15 protein-coding genes and 1 riboswitch are annotated in these 18,444 nt (G+C 55.5%); of the genes, 7 read left to right on the plus strand and 8 right to left on the minus strand.

All coding sequences use genetic code 11. From position 1 onward, the window contains the following. The first annotated feature begins 97 nt into the window (after window positions 1-97). The gene (locus ABD982_RS08710) at window positions 98-1,171 is read left to right on the plus strand and encodes an Ltp family lipoprotein (protein ID WP_345446505.1); all 1,074 of its coding nucleotides are present in this window, start codon (window positions 98-100) and stop codon (window positions 1,169-1,171) included. A gap of 105 nt (window positions 1,172-1,276) precedes the next feature. Here the strand turns inward: ABD982_RS08710 and ABD982_RS08715 are convergent, their stop codons facing one another. Next, the gene (locus ABD982_RS08715) at window positions 1,277-2,263 is read right to left on the minus strand and encodes an aldo/keto reductase (RefSeq protein WP_345446506.1); all 987 of its coding nucleotides are present in this window, start codon (window positions 2,261-2,263) and stop codon (window positions 1,277-1,279) included. Between the two features lie 245 nt (window positions 2,264-2,508). Between ABD982_RS08715 and ABD982_RS08720 the strand changes: the two genes are divergently transcribed. The 3 genes from ABD982_RS08720 (at window position 2,509) to metE (ending at window position 6,327) form a co-directional block, all read left to right on the plus strand. Further along, a complete protein-coding gene (locus ABD982_RS08720; protein ID WP_345446507.1) occupies window positions 2,509-2,844 on the plus strand; it encodes a hypothetical protein in 336 nt (111 codons plus the stop codon). Window positions 2,845-2,852: 8 nt separating this feature from the next. Continuing rightward, window positions 2,853-2,943, plus strand: a riboswitch (SAM riboswitch). Between the two features lie 104 nt (window positions 2,944-3,047). After that, window positions 3,048-3,959: a methylenetetrahydrofolate reductase gene (locus ABD982_RS08725; protein ID WP_345446508.1), complete on the plus strand. Its 912-nt coding sequence runs from the start codon at window positions 3,048-3,050 to the stop codon at window positions 3,957-3,959. Between the two features lie 37 nt (window positions 3,960-3,996). Further along, window positions 3,997-6,327 carry a 5-methyltetrahydropteroyltriglutamate--homocysteine S-methyltransferase gene (metE, locus tag ABD982_RS08730; protein WP_345446509.1) on the plus strand — a complete coding sequence of 777 codons (2,331 nt, stop codon included), beginning with the start codon at window positions 3,997-3,999 and terminating at the stop codon, window positions 6,325-6,327. A 93-nt stretch (window positions 6,328-6,420) separates the two neighbouring features. On the opposite strand, the gene ABD982_RS08735 is transcribed toward metE, so the two are convergent. Further along, window positions 6,421-7,941: an MDR family MFS transporter gene (locus ABD982_RS08735; RefSeq protein ID WP_345446510.1), complete on the minus strand. Its 1,521-nt coding sequence runs from the start codon at window positions 7,939-7,941 to the stop codon at window positions 6,421-6,423. 240 nt (window positions 7,942-8,181) lie between these two features. On the opposite strand from ABD982_RS08735, the gene ABD982_RS08740 reads away from it, so the two are divergent. Continuing rightward, on the plus strand, window positions 8,182-10,161 hold the full coding sequence (locus tag ABD982_RS08740; protein ID WP_345446511.1) for a M13 family metallopeptidase: 1,980 nt from the start codon (window positions 8,182-8,184) through the stop codon (window positions 10,159-10,161). 84 nt (window positions 10,162-10,245) lie between these two features. Here the strand turns inward: ABD982_RS08740 and ABD982_RS08745 are convergent, their stop codons facing one another. Next, window positions 10,246-11,430 carry a tyramine oxidase subunit B gene (locus ABD982_RS08745; RefSeq protein ID WP_345446512.1) on the minus strand — a complete coding sequence of 395 codons (1,185 nt, stop codon included), beginning with the start codon at window positions 11,428-11,430 and terminating at the stop codon, window positions 10,246-10,248. A 524-nt stretch (window positions 11,431-11,954) separates the two neighbouring features. On the opposite strand from ABD982_RS08745, the gene ABD982_RS08750 reads away from it, so the two are divergent. Both ABD982_RS08750 and ABD982_RS08755 read left to right on the plus strand, forming a co-directional pair. Next, window positions 11,955-13,193, plus strand: a complete 1,239-nt coding sequence (locus ABD982_RS08750; protein ID WP_251380386.1) for a sensor histidine kinase — start codon at window positions 11,955-11,957, stop codon at window positions 13,191-13,193. Between the two features lie 40 nt (window positions 13,194-13,233). Then, on the plus strand, window positions 13,234-13,896 hold the full coding sequence (locus ABD982_RS08755; RefSeq protein ID WP_345446515.1) for a response regulator: 663 nt from the start codon (window positions 13,234-13,236) through the stop codon (window positions 13,894-13,896). An 18-nt stretch (window positions 13,897-13,914) separates the two neighbouring features. Here the strand turns inward: ABD982_RS08755 and ABD982_RS08760 are convergent, their stop codons facing one another. The 5 genes from ABD982_RS08760 to ABD982_RS08780 form a co-directional block, all read right to left on the minus strand. After that, window positions 13,915-14,718 carry a hypothetical protein gene (locus ABD982_RS08760; RefSeq protein ID WP_345446517.1) on the minus strand — a complete coding sequence of 268 codons (804 nt, stop codon included), beginning with the start codon at window positions 14,716-14,718 and terminating at the stop codon, window positions 13,915-13,917. A gap of 124 nt (window positions 14,719-14,842) precedes the next feature. Continuing rightward, a complete protein-coding gene (locus ABD982_RS08765) occupies window positions 14,843-16,102 on the minus strand; it encodes a M16 family metallopeptidase (RefSeq protein ID WP_251380389.1) in 1,260 nt (419 codons plus the stop codon). Between the two features lie 23 nt (window positions 16,103-16,125). Beyond that, on the minus strand, window positions 16,126-16,989 hold the full coding sequence (locus ABD982_RS08770; RefSeq protein ID WP_345446519.1) for a hypothetical protein: 864 nt from the start codon (window positions 16,987-16,989) through the stop codon (window positions 16,126-16,128). Continuing rightward, window positions 16,986-17,621 (minus strand): flavoprotein, encoded by a 636-nt coding sequence (locus ABD982_RS08775; protein ID WP_345446521.1) that lies wholly within the window; start codon window positions 17,619-17,621, stop codon window positions 16,986-16,988. The genes ABD982_RS08770 and ABD982_RS08775 overlap by 4 nt, the downstream gene beginning before the upstream one ends. A gap of 326 nt (window positions 17,622-17,947) precedes the next feature. Beyond that, window positions 17,948-18,444 (minus strand): transposase family protein (locus ABD982_RS08780; RefSeq protein WP_345446523.1); only part of this gene is annotated, 497 nt, incomplete at its 5' end.

The raw sequence follows: 18,444 nt of genomic DNA on the forward strand, positions 1-18,444 counted from the left end.
TTATGTGGGAGCCTACCGGTGAACCGCCACACAGATGCGCGCCGCGATTCCCAGGTAACGTTCAGACTTATTGAATGTGAGCTGTAATATATCCTGTATGACTGAGAACGGTAACACTCCCACCCCTGAAAATAATCCCCCCAACACTCAAAGCTACGGTTCTTACGGTTCCCAAAGTGGCACCTCGCAGAACCGCGGGGCTTACCAACAGCCCTACGGCGCTCCTACCTATGGCACACCCGCAGGTGACCCCCAGCAACCCGGCGGCAAAAAGCCCAAGAATATTGTTGGCATCGTTGCCCTGGCACTTTCTGCCCTTGGTTTTATGCTGGGCCTCTTCCCCGTAACAGCCCTCTTTGGATGGCTTCTACTCTTTGCCGGTTTCGTAACAGGTATCGTGGGCCTTTTCCAAAAGTTGAAGGAAAAAATCACCTCAATTATCGCTATCGCACTTTCAGTGGTGGGCACCATTGCCTCGATCATTGCAATTGTTATTTTCGCGGCAAATACCTTTGCAAATGACCCCGAGTTTGAACAGATGATACAGGACGCTCAGGCCTCCGTATCTGCTGCAACAACCCCCAGCGCATCAGCAACAAGCCCCAGCGCGGCTGCAGAAACCTCACCACCGGCGGCACAAGCCTCAACAGGTACAGTAGAAACCAGCTCCGCTGTAGAACCAACGTCTGCTGCAGCTGATAGTAACGCAGCAGCAGATGTGCCCCGCCAGCACACCAACGCCCTCAAAGAGGCCCGCAGCTACCTTGAATTCTCGTCTTTCTCTTACGCGGGGCTCTACGACCAGCTGACCAGTGAGTACGGTGGAAAGTACCCAGCAGAGGCTGCCCAGTACGCTATGGACAATCTTGAAGTTGATTGGAATGCTGAAGCGCTTGAAAGTGCTGAAAGCTACCTTGAATTCTCAGCATTTTCTTATGCAGGTCTCTACGAACAGCTCACCAGCGAATACGGGGAACAGTTCACTCCTGAAGAGGCCCAATACGCCGTCGATAACGTTGAGGCCGACTGGAATGCTGAGGCACTTGAATCAGCTCAGTCGTACATGGAATTCAGTAGCATGAGCGACGACCGCCTCTACGAACAGCTCACCAGCGAATACGGGGAACAATTCACTGCTGAACAGGCCCAGTACGCTATGGACAACCTCTAATCTCAGACTAAAAGCCGCCCACTTCTTACCTTGAAACTAATCTAGGTAAGAAGTGGGCGGCTTTTTGGTGTCCGCTTCGTCGGCGTAACCCAAAGCGAGCAGAGCTTAGAAGGGTGCGATTTTGGGCGGCGCGGGGAAGATGGCGTCCAGCTGAGCCAAATCGTCCTCGCTGAAGCGAGTAGCTATGGCGGCAGCGTTGGTGCGCACCTGGTCAATGGTGGTAGCACCAGCAATGACCGATGACACCGGGCGTTGCTGGGCCAGCCAAGAGAAAGCAACCTGCACCTCGGTCAGTCCGCGCTCGGCGGCAAACTCCGAGAAAGCGCGCATCTGATCCCAGTCTGTCGAGTCCAGCAATTCGGGCTTGATGCGGGTCAGGCGCCCTTCAACAGCGTCTTTACCGGGGTTATATTTACCGGTCAGCAGACCGTTAGCCAGGGGGAAGTAGGGTAGGACGCCCAGGCCAAACTCGCGGGCAGCGGGCAGTACTTCTAGTTCAGCGCGGCGGTCCAGCAGATTGTAATGGTTCTCTGCGGCGATGTAGCGAGTGCCTAATTGCTTGCCGATATATTCCGCTTGGGCTATCTGCCAACCGGAGTGATTGGAGCTGCCAATATAGCGCACTTTGCCCTGCTCAATCAGAGTGGCAAGTGCTCCCAGGGTTTCTTCCACGGGGGTGACGGGGTCGGGGGTGTGGTGGAAGTAGAGGTCAATATAGTCAGTGCCCAAGCGACCCAAGGACGCTTCGATAGCGCGCATGATGTAACGCCGGGAACCTCTCACCCCGTGGTCAGTACCGTTGGCGCCATCCATATCCATGCCAAATTTAGAAACAATCACGATTTCGTCCCGGTCAATGCCGGTGTCTTTGAGCGCCTGGCCGAACATGGTTTCAGATACCCCAGGCCGAGCCCCGTAAATATCGGCAACATCAAAGAGAGTGATGCCCTGCTCCACGGCGGCTGCCAGCACATCGTTGGTGCCGGTCTGAGTTTCGGTGGCGGTTTTGCTTCTACCCAGGTTGTTACAGCCCAGGCCCACGCTCGAAACGGTTAGCCCACTGTTTCCCAGTTGACGATATTCAATGCTCATACCTCTACCCTAGGTATAAGTCTTCAATCTTACAAAACCCGGTGGTACTCAGGGAAAAAGTCCCTGAGTACCACCTCGTAGAAAGTTAAGAACATCAGATTAGAGAGTATGAAGTAGGGCCTAGTTTATGGTGGCAAACTCCCCCAGTATCAGCAACTCCCAGAGCGTTAAGTTGTTCACCGGTACAACTGCTGATTCCATTGCTGCCGGTCACATTGAACCGGAGCTGGACAGCCCAAGGACTCGTGGCTACTGAACCACCAATAATATTCGGAGTCGCACCAGAATTGGTATCTGTATGCGTTCCAGCGGTAGCCACTGCTACGGAGCTGAAAGAAATTGCACACGTCGCGGCGAGCACGGTGCAGAACTTTTTAATCGAAACAATGATTATAAAACCTTTCAAGAAAAGTAAGAAAAAAGCTCCACTCTCACCCAAAGAAACCGGTGCGACCTTTACATACCATCGCAATAAAGCCCGAAATATTACTGTCATGTGTCTCAACACACCCGACACAAAGTCAAAAAGCTGCACAGAGCGGCGGTTTCTTGCCAGCGCCCTGCCTGCGCTTTTAGTGTAGAACCATCAAACCTATCCAGAGCGACCGAGAGACCTAGCTCGATGACGTCGCAGCAACCACCCCTGACGGGAAAGGTGCTCCTGCTAGGACCGATAGAGTGCATCACCAGCGGTCCACCCACCGCACTGTGTGGCACCCTCCCGCCACCAATGGGAGCGGCCACCGCATTCTTTCGGGTCCACCCAACGACCTGTAAGGAAACCATGAGTACCTATACACCGGCGCTCTCCTACGAACTCTTCCCACCGCGAAGTTCTGCCAGTTGCGAGAATCTGCTGACGACCATCGACCAGCTGGCGCCCACCAACCCCGACTATGTGTCGGTGACCTACTCCGGCGACCGGGCTCGTAAGCAGAAAACCCTGGCCCTGCTAGACCATCTGGTCCACGAAACCCAGCTCACTCCCCTGGCTCACCTCACCTGTGTGGGGCACACCGCCGAGGAGCTGGAAGCTGCTGTTCGCTGTATTCTGGCGATCGGCGTCCGCGGATTTTTAGCCCTGCGCGGCGACCTGCCACCGGGCAGCACGCAGGCCCCCGATATCCCCTTTGCCCGGTCCCTGGTTGACCTCATTCGCCAAGTTGAGACCCAGGATTTTGCCCACCTAGCAGCAGGACGCGTGGCGGTGGGGGTAGCTGCTTACCCCTCTCGGCACCCGGAGTCCAGCTCGGAACTGCAGGATATTGAAATTCTGCTCTCCAAGGAGCGGGCGGGGGCTGACTTCGCTATCACCCAGGTTTTCTTTGAGGCGACCCGCTACGAATCCCTGGTGCAGCGGGCCCGAACCGCGGGGGTAACCCTACCCCTGATTCCGGGCATCATGCCGGTCACCAGCCTGCGCAGGCTCACCACGCTCTGCTCACTAGCGGGCCTGACCGTACCCCAGCAGCTGGCCTACGACCTTGAAACCGCGAGCGGGGACGCCCAACGACACCGTATCGGGGTGGAGTTCGGCGCCCGCCTACTCCAAGAATCCCTCGACGCCGGTGCCCCCGGCATCCACTTCTACACCTTCAATGAACACGCAGCGGTGCTGGACGTTCTCGAGCAGGTCAACCTGCCCCGCTACAGCACCCGCTTTGAAAACCCCCTGGCCGAACTGACCTACGCCTAAAAATATCGGCCCAAAGACCTTATAGAAAGACACCACCATGACCACTGTTTTCCCCACCGCAACCATCACCGGCTACCCCCGTATCGGCGCTCGCCGCGAACTCAAGCGCGCTGTTGAAGCCTACTGGGCGGGTAAGTCCAACCAGAACGAACTGAAGCAGACCGCCCAGAAGATTCAGCAGGACGCCTACCGCACCCTTACCGAACGCGGCCTGACCGACGACTACGCTATTCCCGCGGACTTCTCCTTCTACGACCAGGTGCTCGATACCACCCGCCTCTTCACCGCCCTGCCTGCCCGTTTCGAGTCGGTACGCGACGACAGCGGCCTAATCGACCTGGACGGCTACTTCGCCCTGGCTCGCGGCACCGAGCACCTGCCCCCGCTGGAGCTGACCAAGTGGTTCGACACCAACTACCACTACCTGGTGCCAGAAATCGGCCCGGCCACCGGCTTTACCCTCAATACTGAAGCTCTCGACGACCTGCTGGCAGCCGCTGAGGCGGCGGGGACGTCCGCCCGCCCCAGCATCACCGGCCCCCTCACCTACCTGCTCCTGGCGAAAGCTGAGGACGGCTCCCCCGCCGACTTCGCGCCCCTCGACCGTCTAGCAGACCTGTTGCCCCTCTACCGAGAACTGCTCGCCCACCTGGCCAGCCGCGGTGTGCGCTGGGTTCAGTTCAACGAGCCCGCCCTGGGTGCTGACCAGGCTGTGAGTGAAGCCGAGCTGGTGCAGCTCATTGAGAAGACCTACGGGGAGTTCACCCAGCTCTCTGACCGCCCCTCCCTGCTGGTCACCAGCCCCTACGGCAACCTGACCGGTCTATTGGAACCCCTGGTTACCTCGGGCGTAGAGGCCCTGCACCTTGACCTGGTATCTACCGGTTACGATCAGGACGCCCTCGCCCGCCTCTTCGGCGGCGATTCGGCTCCCCTGCTGGTGGCAGGTGTAGTGAACGGCCGCAATATCTGGCGCAACGACCTGGCAGCCTCCCTCCACACCCTACAGGCAGTGGGAGCGGCGTCCGTTTCAACCTCGACCTCCCTGCAGCACGTGCCCTACGACCTTGACCTGGAAACCGGGCTCGACCAGAAGCTCACCAGCTGGCTGGCCTTTGCCCACCAGAAAGTCAGCGAAGTTGCCCTGCTCGCTCGGGGACTCGCTGAAGGACCAGAGGCTATCGCCACCGAGGTTGAGCAGGCCAAGGCAGCGCTGGCAGCGCGCGCCCAGTCCAGCGGAGTCAACGACCCCTGCATCCGCGAGCGCACCCTCTCCATTACCCCCGAGAACTACGAGCGTCCGTCCGCTCGGGTGCGTCAGCAGGCCCAGGAGGACCTGAACCTACCCCTGCTGCCGACCACCACCATCGGGTCTTTCCCGCAGACCGGTCATATTCGCTCCCTGCGTGCGGACTACCGCAAGGGTGCGCTGACCAGGGAAGAGCTCGATACCCACCTGCGGGAGGAGATTCGCTGTGTGATTGACTTCCAGGAGCGCCTGGGGCTGGATGTGCTCGTGCACGGTGAAGCTGAGCGTAACGACATGGTGCAGTATTTTGCGGAGAACTTCGACGGGTTCGCGCCGACCGAGCACGGCTGGGTGCAGTCCTACGGCTCGCGATGTACCCGCCCCTCAATTCTGTGGGGCGATGTGAAGCGTAGCGGTGCGGGTACTCGCGGTGAGGCCTTTACGGTGCCGTGGATTAGCTTCGCGCAGCAGCAGACCGATAAGCCGGTCAAGGGTATGCTCACCGGCCCGGTGACGATTCTGGCCTGGTCGTTTGTGCGCGATGACCAGCCTCTGGCGGCGACCGCTACGCAGGTTGCGCTGGCCCTGGCCGATGAGATTGCCGACCTTGAGGCCGCAGGAACCCGCATTATTCAGGTGGATGAGCCCGCCCTGCGCGAGCTGCTCCCCCTGCGTGCCGAAGACCAGGCAGCCTACCTTGACTGGTCGGTGGGTGCCTTCCGACTGGCGACCTCGCAGGTTGCCGACTCCACCCAGATCCACACCCACCTGTGCTACTCGGAGTTCAACGAGATTTTTGGGGCAATCGATGCCCTGAACGCCGATGTCACCTCGATTGAGGCAGCCCGCTCCCGCCTGGAGCTGCTGGCCGATGTGCCTGAGAGTTTCGACCGCGGCATTGGCCCCGGCGTGTGGGATATCCACTCCCCGCGTGTGCCCCAGGTCGATGAAATCGAGAAGCTGCTGGCTACTGCCCTGGAGCATATCCCCGCCCGTCAGCTCTGGGTTAACCCCGACTGCGGCCTAAAGACCCGTGCCTACAAGGAAACCAAGGCTTCTATCGAGTCTCTGGTTGCCGCTACCGAGGCTGTACGAGCCAGCCTCAACGTAGCGGTCTAGGGGTAAGCAAAAGGACGCCGCCCCCGCCCTACCTGCCACCTGGCGGGAGGGTGGGTGGCGGCGTCCTTGCATCCGTGAAGCGCAGATGCGGCCTTAGTGGACTATAGGGGCGCTTCCTGCGGCCTGCTTTCCGGCGGGCAGAAGCAGGGCTACCACGATAGAAGTCAGCGACATAAAGGCTGCTACCAGGAAGGCCAGGTGCACACCGGCCATGTAGGCGTCAGTTCCGGTTCCACCGTGCGCTGCTGCTCCTACACCCATGAGCGCCACAAAGACCGCTGTTGATGCGGCGCCAGAGACCTGCTGGAAGGTGGTCATAGCGGAGGAACCAAAGGCGGTCAGCTCACCGGATAAGGAACCCAGCCCCAGGCCCATCATGGGGGTGTTAATGAAAGGCAGGGAGAAGGTCATGAGCATATAAGTGGCAATGATGTACCACTGCGGGGTGGTCTGAGAGAAGGTGCTCATCAGCCAGATAGAACCAGCCAAGAGAACGGCGCCGGGCAGAACTAAAGCTCGTGCACCGAAGCGGTCAGACATGCGTCCTACCAAGGGGCTGAGCACCGCCATGAGTACGCCGCCGGGCAAAAGCATGAGGCCGGTCTGCAGGGCGCTAACGCCCAGCACGTTGGCGGTGTAAAGCGGGATCAGGATGGAGGTGCCCAGCATGACGCCCATGCCGATGGAAGTCATAAGTACAGTCAGGGTGAAGGGGCGGGAACGGAAAATACGCATGTCCATGAAGGGGCCGCGATCTTGCAATTTGAGCTGACGCCAGACAAAAATTGCCAGAATGATAGCTGCTGCGATCACAACAACCCAGGGGTTAACGGGCAGGTGGGCACCACCGTGGGCTGAGCTACCGCCCATAGAAGAAAGACCTAGCACAAGGCCGCCGAAGCCCAGGGTAGAAAGCAGCATGGAGAGCGCATCCAGCTTCTGGTTACTACCGGTGGGAGCATCCGCGGGGGCTAGCTTCATACCCACCAGCAGGGCGGCAATACCGATGGGAAGCACTAGCCAGAAAAGCCAGCGCCAGGTTCCCATACCCAGAATCAGACCAGAAACGGTGGGGCCCATAGCGGGGGCAGCAGAGATTACCATGCCGATAATGCCCATGGCCTGACCAATCTTGCTGGGGGCTACCATGCGCATCATGGTGGTCATGAGTAGCGGCATCATTACGCCGGTACCCGATGCCTGCAATACGCGGCCGGTCAACAGCATGCCGATACCGGGCGCGGTTGCTGCCACCAGGGTACCCAGCGAAAAGAGCAGCATGGCACCCATAAAGACAGTACGAATAGAGAAGCGGGAAATAATGAAGCCCGACGCTGGGGTCACTACTGCCATAGTCAGCATGAAACCGGTGGAAGTCCACTGGGCGGTGGAAGCGGTTATGTTGAGGTCTCGCATGATTTCAGGTAGCGCAACGCCGAGAAGGGTTTCGTTCAAAATGAGAACGAAACCAGCGATGACCATAATGGCAAGTAGCAGGAACTCAGCTTTTTCCAGCTTGTGCGCTACGGGCATCGATGAGGTAGGCGGGGCGGAATTAACCGCTTTTTGAGCGCCTGTCTCAGGAGTGGGTGATGGTGTATGCGTAGAAGACATAAGGCTAAAGGTTACAGCCTTTAGAGCGAACACATAAGTGGGTCTTGCTCACAGTGCTCGCTTCTCACCTGGAAAATTTTCGACCACAATAGGTTAAATCCTCTCTCTTTTTGACCCCTTTGGGGGGAATTGTTTTTAGGGGTGGCACTGACTGTAAAAGCAGGGTGTGCCACTCACGCTGACAGCCAAACGGTGAGTAACAAGCCGCCTGGCTACGCTCTGCCGCCCTAAACTGGGGTTATGACACATTCCGGTATTGACACCAGCTTCTTAAACCCAGAGATTACCCCCGGCGATGACTTCTTCCGCCATGTTAACGGCACCTGGTACGACTCCCACGAGATCCCCGCTGATCGTTCACGTGACGGCGGCATGTACACACTGCGCGATGAGGCAGAGAAAAATGTACGCACCATCGTAGAGAAGTTCGCTGCTGATCAGCCCTCTTCACGAATTGGCGCCCTTTATAGCTCCTTTATGGACACTGAGAAGATTGAGGCGGGCGGGGTAGAGCCCCTGCTGGCCGAGGTGCAGCCGGTGCTTGAGGTTTCCACCCCCGAGGCTTTCGTCAGGGTCATGGGTGAGTTGGACGCCAAGGCGGGCCACGGCTCCGCCTTCGGCTGGTACACCAGCATCGATGCCAAGGACCCCGAGAAGTACGTGGTCTACCTGGCGCAGACCGGGCTGGGCCTACCCGATGAGTCTTACTACCGCGATGAAAAGTACGCTGAACTGCGCGACGCCTACACCGCTCACATGGGCCGCATGTTTGAGCTGACCGGTCTGGCCGAACCCTTTGGTCTCAGCCCCCAGGACGCTGCTCAGGCGGTCATGGCGCACGAGACCCTGCTGGCCTCCCACCACTGGGATAACGTCAAGAACCGTAACGCTGACCTGCGTTACAATCCCGTAGCTGCCGCTGACCTGGACACCACGTTCCCCGGCTTCCCGTTTAGCGTCTGGATTGATGCCATGGGTTCCTCCACCGAGCAGTGGGGCACTGTAATCGTCAGCCAGCCCTCCTACTTTAAGGCAGTGGCACAGATGTGGACTAGCGAGCCGCTCTTCATCTGGAAGCTCTGGTACATCTGGCACATGGCGCACAGCCGCGCTCCTTACCTGACCGAAGCGATTGTTGAAGAGAACTTCGATTTCTACGGTCGCACGCTCTCTGGTTCTGAAGAACTGCGTGACCGCTGGAAGCGCGGCGTTGGCCTGGTTGAGAACGCCCTGGGTGAGGAAGTTGGCAAGGAGTACGTTGCCGTTCACTTCCCGCCGGCTCATAAAGAGAAAATGCTGGCCCTGGTGGACGACTTGCTAGAGGCCTACCGTCGGTCGATTACTGACCTGGACTGGATGACCAATGAGACCCGTGAGCGCGCTCTAGAGAAGCTGGGCAAGTTCGTCACCAAGATCGGTTACCCCGATAAGTGGCGTGATTACTCAGAGCTGAGCCTGACCGATGATCTCTTTGAGAACCTGCGCCGCTCTGCTTTCTTTGAGCACGAGTTCCAATTGGGTCGCATTGGTCAGCCGGTGGATAAGACTGAGTGGCTGATGACTCCGCAGACCGTCAATGCCTACTACATGCCCCCGGCTAATGAGATTGTCTTCCCGGCAGCGATTCTGCAGCCGCCCTACTTTGACCCCGAGGCTGACGATGCGGTCAATTACGGTGCTATTGGCGGCGTGATTGGCCACGAGATAGGCCACGGTTTTGATGACCAGGGCTCTAAGTATGATGGCACCGGTGCACTGAATAATTGGTGGACCGATGCTGACCGCGAGGAGTTCACCCAGCGCACTGCTACCCTGGTGGACCAGTACAACGCTTACACCCCGGATGGCCTAGATGCTGAGAAGTTTAAGGTCAACGGTGAGCTGACCCTGGGTGAAAACATTGGTGACCTAGGCGGTCTTTCTATAGCCCTTAAGGCATATAAGATTGCTCTGGAACGCCAGGGGCTGACCCTTGAAACCGCCCCCGAGATGGACGGCATGAGCGCTACCCAGCGGGTTTTCTACTCCTGGGCGCAAGCATGGCGCATGAAGACTCGACCCCAGACTGCCGAGATGTTCTTGGCAGTGGACCCCCACTCCCCCGAGAAGTTCCGCGTCAACGGCGTCGTGCGCAACATCGATGAGTTCTACACCGCCTTTGATGTTCAGCCGGACGCCAAGCTTTACCTGGCACCCGAGGATCGCGTGCGCATCTGGTAGCGAGCCGACGCTTCTGCTGATATAAATCTAAGGACGCCGCACACTAACTGTGCGGCGTCCTTTCACCTTAAAAGCGGGGGCAGGCTATGCCATAGCGGGTGCGTCCCAGAGGTTCAGCACGGTGCCAACGCCCTTGCGCACGGCGTTGCGGTAGACCACAGTACCCCAGGCGACATCCTCAATAGGCATGCCACCCACGGAGTAGACGGTGATTTTCTCTTCATCATCCTGCGGCTCGGGGTGATTGAGTGCCTCACCCAAATCGCGCAGACGCTCGGCAGGGATCAGGCCGTTGTGCACGCGGTCGTTGAACTTACAACCAATGATTGAGACATAGTTATGGGAGGCTCCGGGTTCGGTTTCTTCAGCCCAAGCGTCGTACATGCCGGCGTTATCGACCAGTAGACGCACGTCGTCTTCAAACATCCCTTCATCCAAGTTGCAGGCAGCGGGCATGGCGAAGAAAGCGCCGGGCTTGACCCATTCGCGGCGCACGGTGGGGTAGGTTTCGGGGTCGCCCACGTGAATGGAGGTGCAAAAGGTGACGATGTCAGAATCGCGCACAACTTGCTCTAGTTCTTCAACCAGTTCCACAGTTTTGGTGGGGTACTTGTCCTGCGCCCATTCAATGAAGCTCTCAATACCCTTGGTGCTGCGCCCCAGCACCTTAATGTACTCCACGGTGGGTCGGGCATCGATCAGGGCAGCTACGGTTGCCTTGGCAATAACGCCAGGACCTAACAGGCCGAGCACCTTGGCGTTTTTGGGGGCGTAGTGGCGGGCGCCGACGCCGGAGGTGCAACCGGTGCGGTAGGCAGAGAGCAGGTTGGCGCTCATGTAGGCAAGAGGGGCACCAGTCACGGTGTGGTGCAGGGCCAGCATGAGAATGGAGCGGGGTAGACCCTGCTCGCGGTTACTCACATTAGAGCCGTAAGACTTCACACCGGTCATGCGGAAGGAGCCGCCCAAGTAGGCGGGCATGGTGACAAAACGGCGGTCGGGGCCGTCCGCGGGCATACCCTCGTGCGTGGGGTTGATAGGGAACTGCACCTTGGAGCCATGGGATTCGCCCAGGTGACCTGCCATGCGGTAGTCGCCGCGGGCGTGCAGTGCCAGGGTTTCTTCCATGGCGTCGATGCAGGCGGTGACATCTTCAACGCCGGCTGCCATCATGTCGGTTTCGCTGAGATAACGGAACTCTGCTGCGGGGTAGCCGGGGTTCAGTTCAGCATCGACGGCTGCTTTGAGGTAAGCATCATTAGTGGGCAAGCGGGGGCACCTCGTGATTGTGTGGTAAAGATTTAGACGACTTAATCTACCATCTTTGAGAGCGCGAGATAAGAGAGTTTCTAGGCACAGCGACCGCTCATCTTCTGGTCGTAGAGGTATGCGAGCAGAGATTGCTTGTTAGGTGCAGAAGGCGGAATCTACAGATATTGAACTTAAGTATAAAAACAAGTACTCCACCTCTGAACTTTTGTATAGGTGCTAGCGGGACTCGTTATTTCACAATAGATAACGGAACAACAGTTTGACTCACACCACTAAGGACTCCAAACCATGAAGAATATCCGTAAGGTACTGGCAGTTACCTCTATCGTCTCAGCTCTCACCCTCGGCTTTTCACCTGCGCATGCTGCTACTTTGCCGCAGGATACTGATGTTAAAGCTTCCCCTGCCTCAGCATCTAGCATGTCTCCTACTTTCTTTCATTGGCTTTGCAAGTCAGGAATATGTGACTAACCCTCATACGTTCCGAGGTAGCACTGCACGAGGGTTGATAGCATAAACCCATGACGACGAGCCTCACTAGTGCTTCCCGTAAGAAGTGGTTTCCCCTTGGCCCCTACCTGAGGGCGCTGCTTATCTGCCTGGTATTTATTTTTATTGCGGTCGATTTATATTCGGGAATCTATGAAAATACAGATACGCAGAATCGTGTATGGGCTGTTGCCATTGCCTATCTGCCCGTTTTTATGATGGGATTCGGGCTCATGCCCGGCATTTATGGCTGGTATTTTTCTCTTGCCAACATCACGGTGCTTTATAACGATTCCAGTTTCGTTTGGGCTGGGTTCTCATCGGCGTCAATTCTGGTACCTGTGTATTGCGCTTACCTGGCTACAAAACGTCAGGTCGTGGCATTCGGTATTGTCCTGTGTGTTTTTGTTGTGTATCCGGGTTGGGACTTCGGCGCTTCAATCACTCAGCTCTTTACATCATCCGTGGCACTTTTTTCATACATCACAGGGTTAGTCCTCAGAAGGTTCCGGCTTCAGCGGGAAAAAGACCAGCAAAAGATTATCTCTATTCAGGAAGCCCAGCTCCAGGCACGGAATGAGGAACGCACGCGCCTTGCCTACGAGTTACACGATATTGTTGCCCATGAAGTCACCATCATTGCTATGCAGGCTCGGCGTGCACAGTTTGCAAAGGATCCAGAAAAAATAGCCGCTATTCTGACCGGAATCGGGGACTCCGCGAGTCAAGCGCTCGAGGATCTTCGCAAGCTGGTGACTGTCCTTAAAGCCGAGAAAAATGACTCACTGAACGGCGAGCTACCCAGCGCTCCCCAGGCGGAAGAGAATTTGCTGCTGGGCGACGCCTCTCTTTCAGGGGAAACCACATCGGCTCTAGCCCTGACTCACGATTTACATAAAATATCTGATGCCCTAGAAAATGCAGGCTTTACTGTTACGCTGACCGTTGATGGAAATGTAAGCCTTATTCCTTTGGTATCTCGACAGGCGCTAAGACGTACAGCTCGTGAGATAGGGACCAATGTTCTCAAGCATGGTTCCCCTGAGGGATCTGTAAAAATCGACCTCACAGTGGGTCAGCGTAACGTCACGCTATCCTCAGAGAACGTCATCTCTCATAACGAACCCGTTTCTTCATCTTTGACCGGGTTAGAATCAATGAAGGCTAGGTTTCATGATTTGGGTGGAACATCGTCTTATCAAAATGACCACGGTGTGTGGAAGATTCAGGTTAGCCTTCCCCTGCCTAAAACAGTGACCAAAGCTTTTTAAGCTGCCGCTCTAGCTTGTACAGACAGTGAAGGAACCATTCATGGTTAAAGTCCTCCTCGTAGATGATGAATCCCTTATTCGTAATATTTTGAAGGATTATCTTTCCTCCGATGAAAGCCTGGAAGTGGTGGGGGAAGCTTCAAATGGCAAGCTGGCAATTTCACAGGCAAGGGCCCTACAGCCAGATGTAATTTTGATGGATATGCAGATGCCTCTGATGGACGGTGTCGAGGCAACCCAGTATATTCATCATTCTTTCCCCGACATACGAATATTAGGGCTGAGCACCTTTGCGACTGATCGCTATGTTGTTGAACTCTTGCGGGCAGGTGCCTCGGGGTACTTGGTAAAGGACTCCCGCCCCGAAGAGGTCACCAGCTCAATCCACACCGTTCATGATGGGGGATCAGTACTGTCTCCCGAGGTTACCCGCTATGTGGTGCAAGGGCTTGAGCAGTCAGTTCCTGCCGAAATTTCTCCCGACGAAGAACTCATGTCAGTTCTTACCGCGAAAGAAATAGAGGTCATTGAGCTTCTTGCACGCGGTCTAAATAATAAAGAGATGGCCGCAGAACTTTTCGTTACTGAATCCACAATTAAAGCGCGTTTTGTGAAAATTATGGAAAAAATGCAGGTGCGCGATAGGGTTCAGATTCTAGTTAAAGCTATTGAATACAACCTAATCAACCTAAAAACCTGGTAACCCATAGCTTTGCTATTTTTAGCCGAGATCGATTCCTAGCACAGCCCCGATAGGGTAGACGAGCCCGGCAAAGGCTGGGGCAAGATCTTCCAAGCTAAGGCTGTCGATGCGGTGCATATCTAGCAAAGCGTCAACACCCCAACCCATCACGCTGTACTGCGCTAAGAATCTCGCTAAATCGTCGGGTGCCAGATGCGAGCGGCTAAGATTGCTGAACGCAAATTTTTTGACCTGCTCAAATTCCGTCTCGCTATAAGTTTCAGGAATATTGACGACAGCTTGCGCCACGCTCCCTAGAATTTCTAATGTCTCTTTGCTTTCATCGTTATCTCCGCTGAAGCTCCAGATGATGTGTGGTTTGCCTTCAATCAATGCGCGCATCGGCTGAAGGTTAATCCCGGCAGGTAGCCATGATGCTACGAGAGGATTCGCTGGGTTCATAAGCAAACACATGGCCACAAAGGTTTCGAGGCTCCCCGCCTTGGTTGCTGGCTCCGGGCCTGTGATAATGATGTGCTCTGTTGAGCCCTGCTGGTAGCGCTGGAGGTTAGCGGTCACTTCCGCTACCTGAAATGCAGAGGGTGGAGCAGGCTCGGGAAAGCTCTGGGCCACAGTTTCAGGAGCAACAATAGCCACTGTAGCTTGAGCACTGGCAGGCTCAGCCTTTTCATCGAGAGCTTGCGTAAAGTACTGCACCCAAGCCTGTGCATTTGCTGGGCTGAGCACAAAGGACGCTGACCCCGCCTGCTGATCATTGTCCTGTTTAGTCAGTAGCAGCTGGTTACCAACACTTTGGTTGGTCTGCTCTGTCGCTGCTGCCACGGCTTCTGCATAGTTTTTGCTAGCGGCAGCAGGCCAGCCGATAGTGATAAAAGTATTCTCTGACCTGTGATCACTAGTAGCAACGAGAGTGTAATTCTTTGGGGTAAACATAGTGGTATTCCTCTTAGAGGTTAGTGCCAATTACTAAGGACGCGAGGACCTGGTTTTCAAGGGTAACGGCAGCCTCGTTGGCTAGCTCTCGTACAGCGTCCAACTGTTCTTCTATGCCACGGAGGCGGTCTGTCAGGGCAGGGATGTAGTGGGGATCGCGTCGAATAACAGCATCACGAGCCATCACGCGCGAGATCTTCTGATCGTTAGAAGTGTTGCTTTCCAGTCGAAGTATTGCCCGCTGGACAGCAAGTTTCATAGCGCTATCCGGGGCTGTTTTGACTGAACTAAACCGATCGGCAGGGTCAAGCGGGGCGTTGGTATCATCAACCAGAACAAACAGGTCATCGTAAGGGGTATCAGCAACCCCAAAGATACCTGCGCTGGCATCCAAGGCTCGCACACCCGACAGGGTTTCTGCCACCAGCAAGGTACCTAGTAAGAGGGAGCTGATTGTGTCTGTATCGACAGTGCGGGTCACTGAAATCCTTCGTGAACCCCACTCTACAGGCTGCTCCAAATAGTTGGTGACACTCTGTTGAATAGACTGCCCAGCGCCTTTCCTCTGACTTATTTTTACCAAAAAACCACTGTTTTCTGGGCGAGTCAACCCTAGTTTAGCTAGAGCGCTTCCAACATAACTGAATACTTGTTCAGCAGGCAGGGGACTAAGAATGACTAGAGCAGATTCATGCAGCTGGTAATAACGCCGATGGATGTCGATGAGGACGGCAGTGGTGGCTCGGTCTTGGAGATCCAGGTCGCCGCTACCATCATGCCCGTTGGCATAATCAGACCAGAACTGTCCGGTAAGGTGCGGCCATGGGAGGACTCCGCCGGGTGCTTTAGCTAACCTGTTAGAACGTTCGGTGGCTACCGCTTGAATCTGGTCGTCAAGCTGATGGAGCGTGAATGCAGGAAAAAATACCTGTTCCAGGAGTCGTTGTATCGAGGTTTCCAGGTAAAACGGGCTGCCTGTCTCGTAGAACTCAGTGTAGTCCATATGCGTATTACCGCCGAGGATACCTCCCTCACCTGAAATAGCGGTCGCCCTCTGCACGGCGGTTGAACCATGAGAATCCTGATAAACCATATGTTCAATGAGGTGGAAGAACCCTTCTTGACCAGGTTCCTCATCCCGCATACCAGCGGGTACTGCCAAACTGATGGAAAAGTTAGCTGCTTTTTGATCATGGATAGAGATAACGCGTAATCCTTCGATCATAAGTTCTTCGCACCCGTGGCTACCCAGGGATGTACGGCTAAAACTCATAAGAAGTTACTTTCCTTTCGTACCTATCGATCAAGGTAGTTAGTGGCCAAGTCGATGAGAAGCTGGGCGGCTTGAAGATTTGCCCCCGCATAATGGTGCCAGTCATAAGCATGATGAATAAGACGGAAGGCGATAGCCGAATTTAAATTATTTTCCGTAAAGTCCCCATACCCAGTAAGAAATCCTTGCTGAAGATCGGTTAGTTTAAGTCGTAGGTTGGGGTAGAAAGCGTATAGTTCAGCGAACTCCCCTAGAACCCACCCAGTGTCATATTCTGGCTGGGCGTAACCAACATCTTCACCGGTTAGTAGGACTCCGGTGACCTGGTCAGCAGAAATAAGCCAGTTAATAAAGCCGGCATTTCCGTGGGAGACTGCTAGGTTTTCACCCCTTGTGACGGCTTCAATCCACTGCCTCAGCTTTTCAAAATGTTCGGTGGCTAGAACTTTTGTGAGATGCTCCCAGCCTTCATCATTCAACCAGTGGTACGAGCGCACCGCAGTCCGAGGCGTACAGGAAGTGGGCAGCGCCTCCCCCAGGACCGGTAGCTGGTGCATTTCCCGTAGCGCGGAGCCCCAAGCCTTTCCTATCGTTCGGTAGTCCAAGCTATCTTGCACTTCTGTTTCAATCAGATAGTTATAGAGCGGGGTGTGCTTAGTCAGTGGGTAGAAACGTTCCTGGATGTTTCCCCGGCCCCAGACCAGAACTGACGCTTGCTTCTGCTGGGGTTCGAGAACTGCGGAACTGAAGGGCAGGGGCGCTGAATCGCCTAAAGTGCGAACCAGTCCTTCCTGCCCACCGGCAGACCACTTTTCTGTTATTAAAAGACCGGTAGCTGACACCGTAGTTCGTTCGGATTGACGGGGGGCCGTCTCGGTGAGGGTCATGCTGCCCTCTCATAGGCAGAGTCTAGGCGAGCTGCTCGATGCTCCTCGATCGTTCGGAGCACGGAAACAAAGTTTGGGGGAACCCAGGCCAACGCCGTATCACTTGACTCGCTAGGGCCCGGGACTGGATCGATGACTAGGTAATTGGAAGGCTGACGGAGTTTCCTCAGCACCTCTTGAATTGCAGGATGTTTTATTGACCGAGGGGGGAAGGAGGGAGCTATACAGACCTGTGCCTCTGTGGCGACTGCGGCCAAAAGAGAGGGGGAGTCGGTGATTCCATGAGCTAGACGGGATGCGTAGTCCAAGGTTGCCGGGTAAATTAGGATGAGGTCTGCCCACTCTGCTAAATCGATATGTTCAGCAATGATTTCGTCCGTCCAGGTATCATTTTGAATACGAGAACGTGAACTTGATTCGATACCGTGCCTCGTCACGAAACGGTATGCAGATTCGCGCATGATGATGCGGAACTCTACCTGTGGCATAGTCTTTCGTGCCCATTCAATCCAATAAGGCATCACCTGGGTTACTGCTGACCCTGTGAGCACTAACGCTACTTTCGAGTACCCAAAGCTAGGTAGAGAGAAATCTTCTTGCTGCGTGTCCGTAGTGGTTCGTGTTGTTGTCATAGGATTCCTCTAACTGGTAGAGTGGATTTTGTTTATAGATAGTTGCGGTGCTGGAATTTTGATGTGAGGTTAAAATTCCAGCACCGCTCTTTTATTAATTCGGTTATGAAATACGCAGAATAAAAGGACTTCTAAGTACTCATCAGCAGATGGTCTAAAGTTTTTGTCAAAATATTTCTGCGCATATTGTGACTAACCCTCTATTTATTAGCAACCAGCGGTCAAGGTCAGCCCGATAACAACGCCTGCGCAGAAGGGAGTGGTTGCGGGTGCGTCAGAAGCTGCATCTGAGCCCAGTTCTGCTGAGGTTGCGAAAGCAGTGAGGCTTATTCAAAAGTCCCACCCCCAGCCAAAAACACCAACCCCCGCACCACCGCAAACACCCGCCCATACAACCCCAACGGCCGCCTAAACCCCGTATGAAGAATCCGCCAAGTCTTGATGTGAGCGATAACCCGCTCCACCACCGACCGTAGCCGATTCAGCACCCGATTATTCAGCTTCTGCTCCCGGCTCAGCCGTTGGCCCGGCTTACGCCTGGCCGGGGTAGCCAACCCCAGACCCACATAGCCCTTATCAGCCAGAGTCGAGGAATCCAGCAGCTGATCTAGCCCGTGAACCTTGAAGGCATATGCATCATGCCTAGCCCCAGGCAACGGGTCAGTGATGGCTAGGAGTCTGCCATCGAGGGTGCAGATGACTTGGTGGTTGAATCCGGCTCGTTTGTGCTTTCCAGAGAAATTTGTTTTACCAAGTGAACGCCAATTCCACGTGGGTATCAGAGTCCCGTCAACTACTAAGGACCCGGGTGCTTTGAGGCTTT

The organism is Rothia endophytica (assembly GCF_039543885.1).
Taxonomy (GTDB): domain Bacteria; phylum Actinomycetota; class Actinomycetes; order Actinomycetales; family Micrococcaceae; genus Rothia; species Rothia endophytica.

Bases quoted from the DNA above. Each gene is read 5' to 3' on its own strand.
- ABD982_RS08775 (WP_345446521.1), bottom strand. From the start codon at position 17,621: ATGACAACAACACGAACCACTACGGACACGCAGCAAGAAGATTTCTCT.
- ABD982_RS08750 (WP_251380386.1), top strand. From the start codon at position 11,955: ATGACGACGAGCCTCACTAGTGCTTCCCGTAAGAAGTGGTTTCCCCTT.
- ABD982_RS08755 (WP_345446515.1), top strand. From the start codon at position 13,234: ATGGTTAAAGTCCTCCTCGTAGATGATGAATCCCTTATTCGTAATATT.
- ABD982_RS08765 (WP_251380389.1), bottom strand. From the start codon at position 16,102: ATGAGTTTTAGCCGTACATCCCTGGGTAGCCACGGGTGCGAAGAACTT.
- ABD982_RS08770 (WP_345446519.1), bottom strand. From the start codon at position 16,989: ATGACCCTCACCGAGACGGCCCCCCGTCAATCCGAACGAACTACGGTG.
- ABD982_RS08735 (WP_345446510.1), bottom strand. From the start codon at position 7,941: ATGTCTTCTACGCATACACCATCACCCACTCCTGAGACAGGCGCTCAA.
- ABD982_RS08740 (WP_345446511.1), top strand. From the start codon at position 8,182: ATGACACATTCCGGTATTGACACCAGCTTCTTAAACCCAGAGATTACC.
- metE (WP_345446509.1), top strand. From the start codon at position 3,997: ATGACCACTGTTTTCCCCACCGCAACCATCACCGGCTACCCCCGTATC.
- ABD982_RS08710 (WP_345446505.1), top strand. From the start codon at position 98: ATGACTGAGAACGGTAACACTCCCACCCCTGAAAATAATCCCCCCAAC.
- ABD982_RS08725 (WP_345446508.1), top strand. From the start codon at position 3,048: ATGAGTACCTATACACCGGCGCTCTCCTACGAACTCTTCCCACCGCGA.
- ABD982_RS08715 (WP_345446506.1), bottom strand. From the start codon at position 2,263: ATGAGCATTGAATATCGTCAACTGGGAAACAGTGGGCTAACCGTTTCG.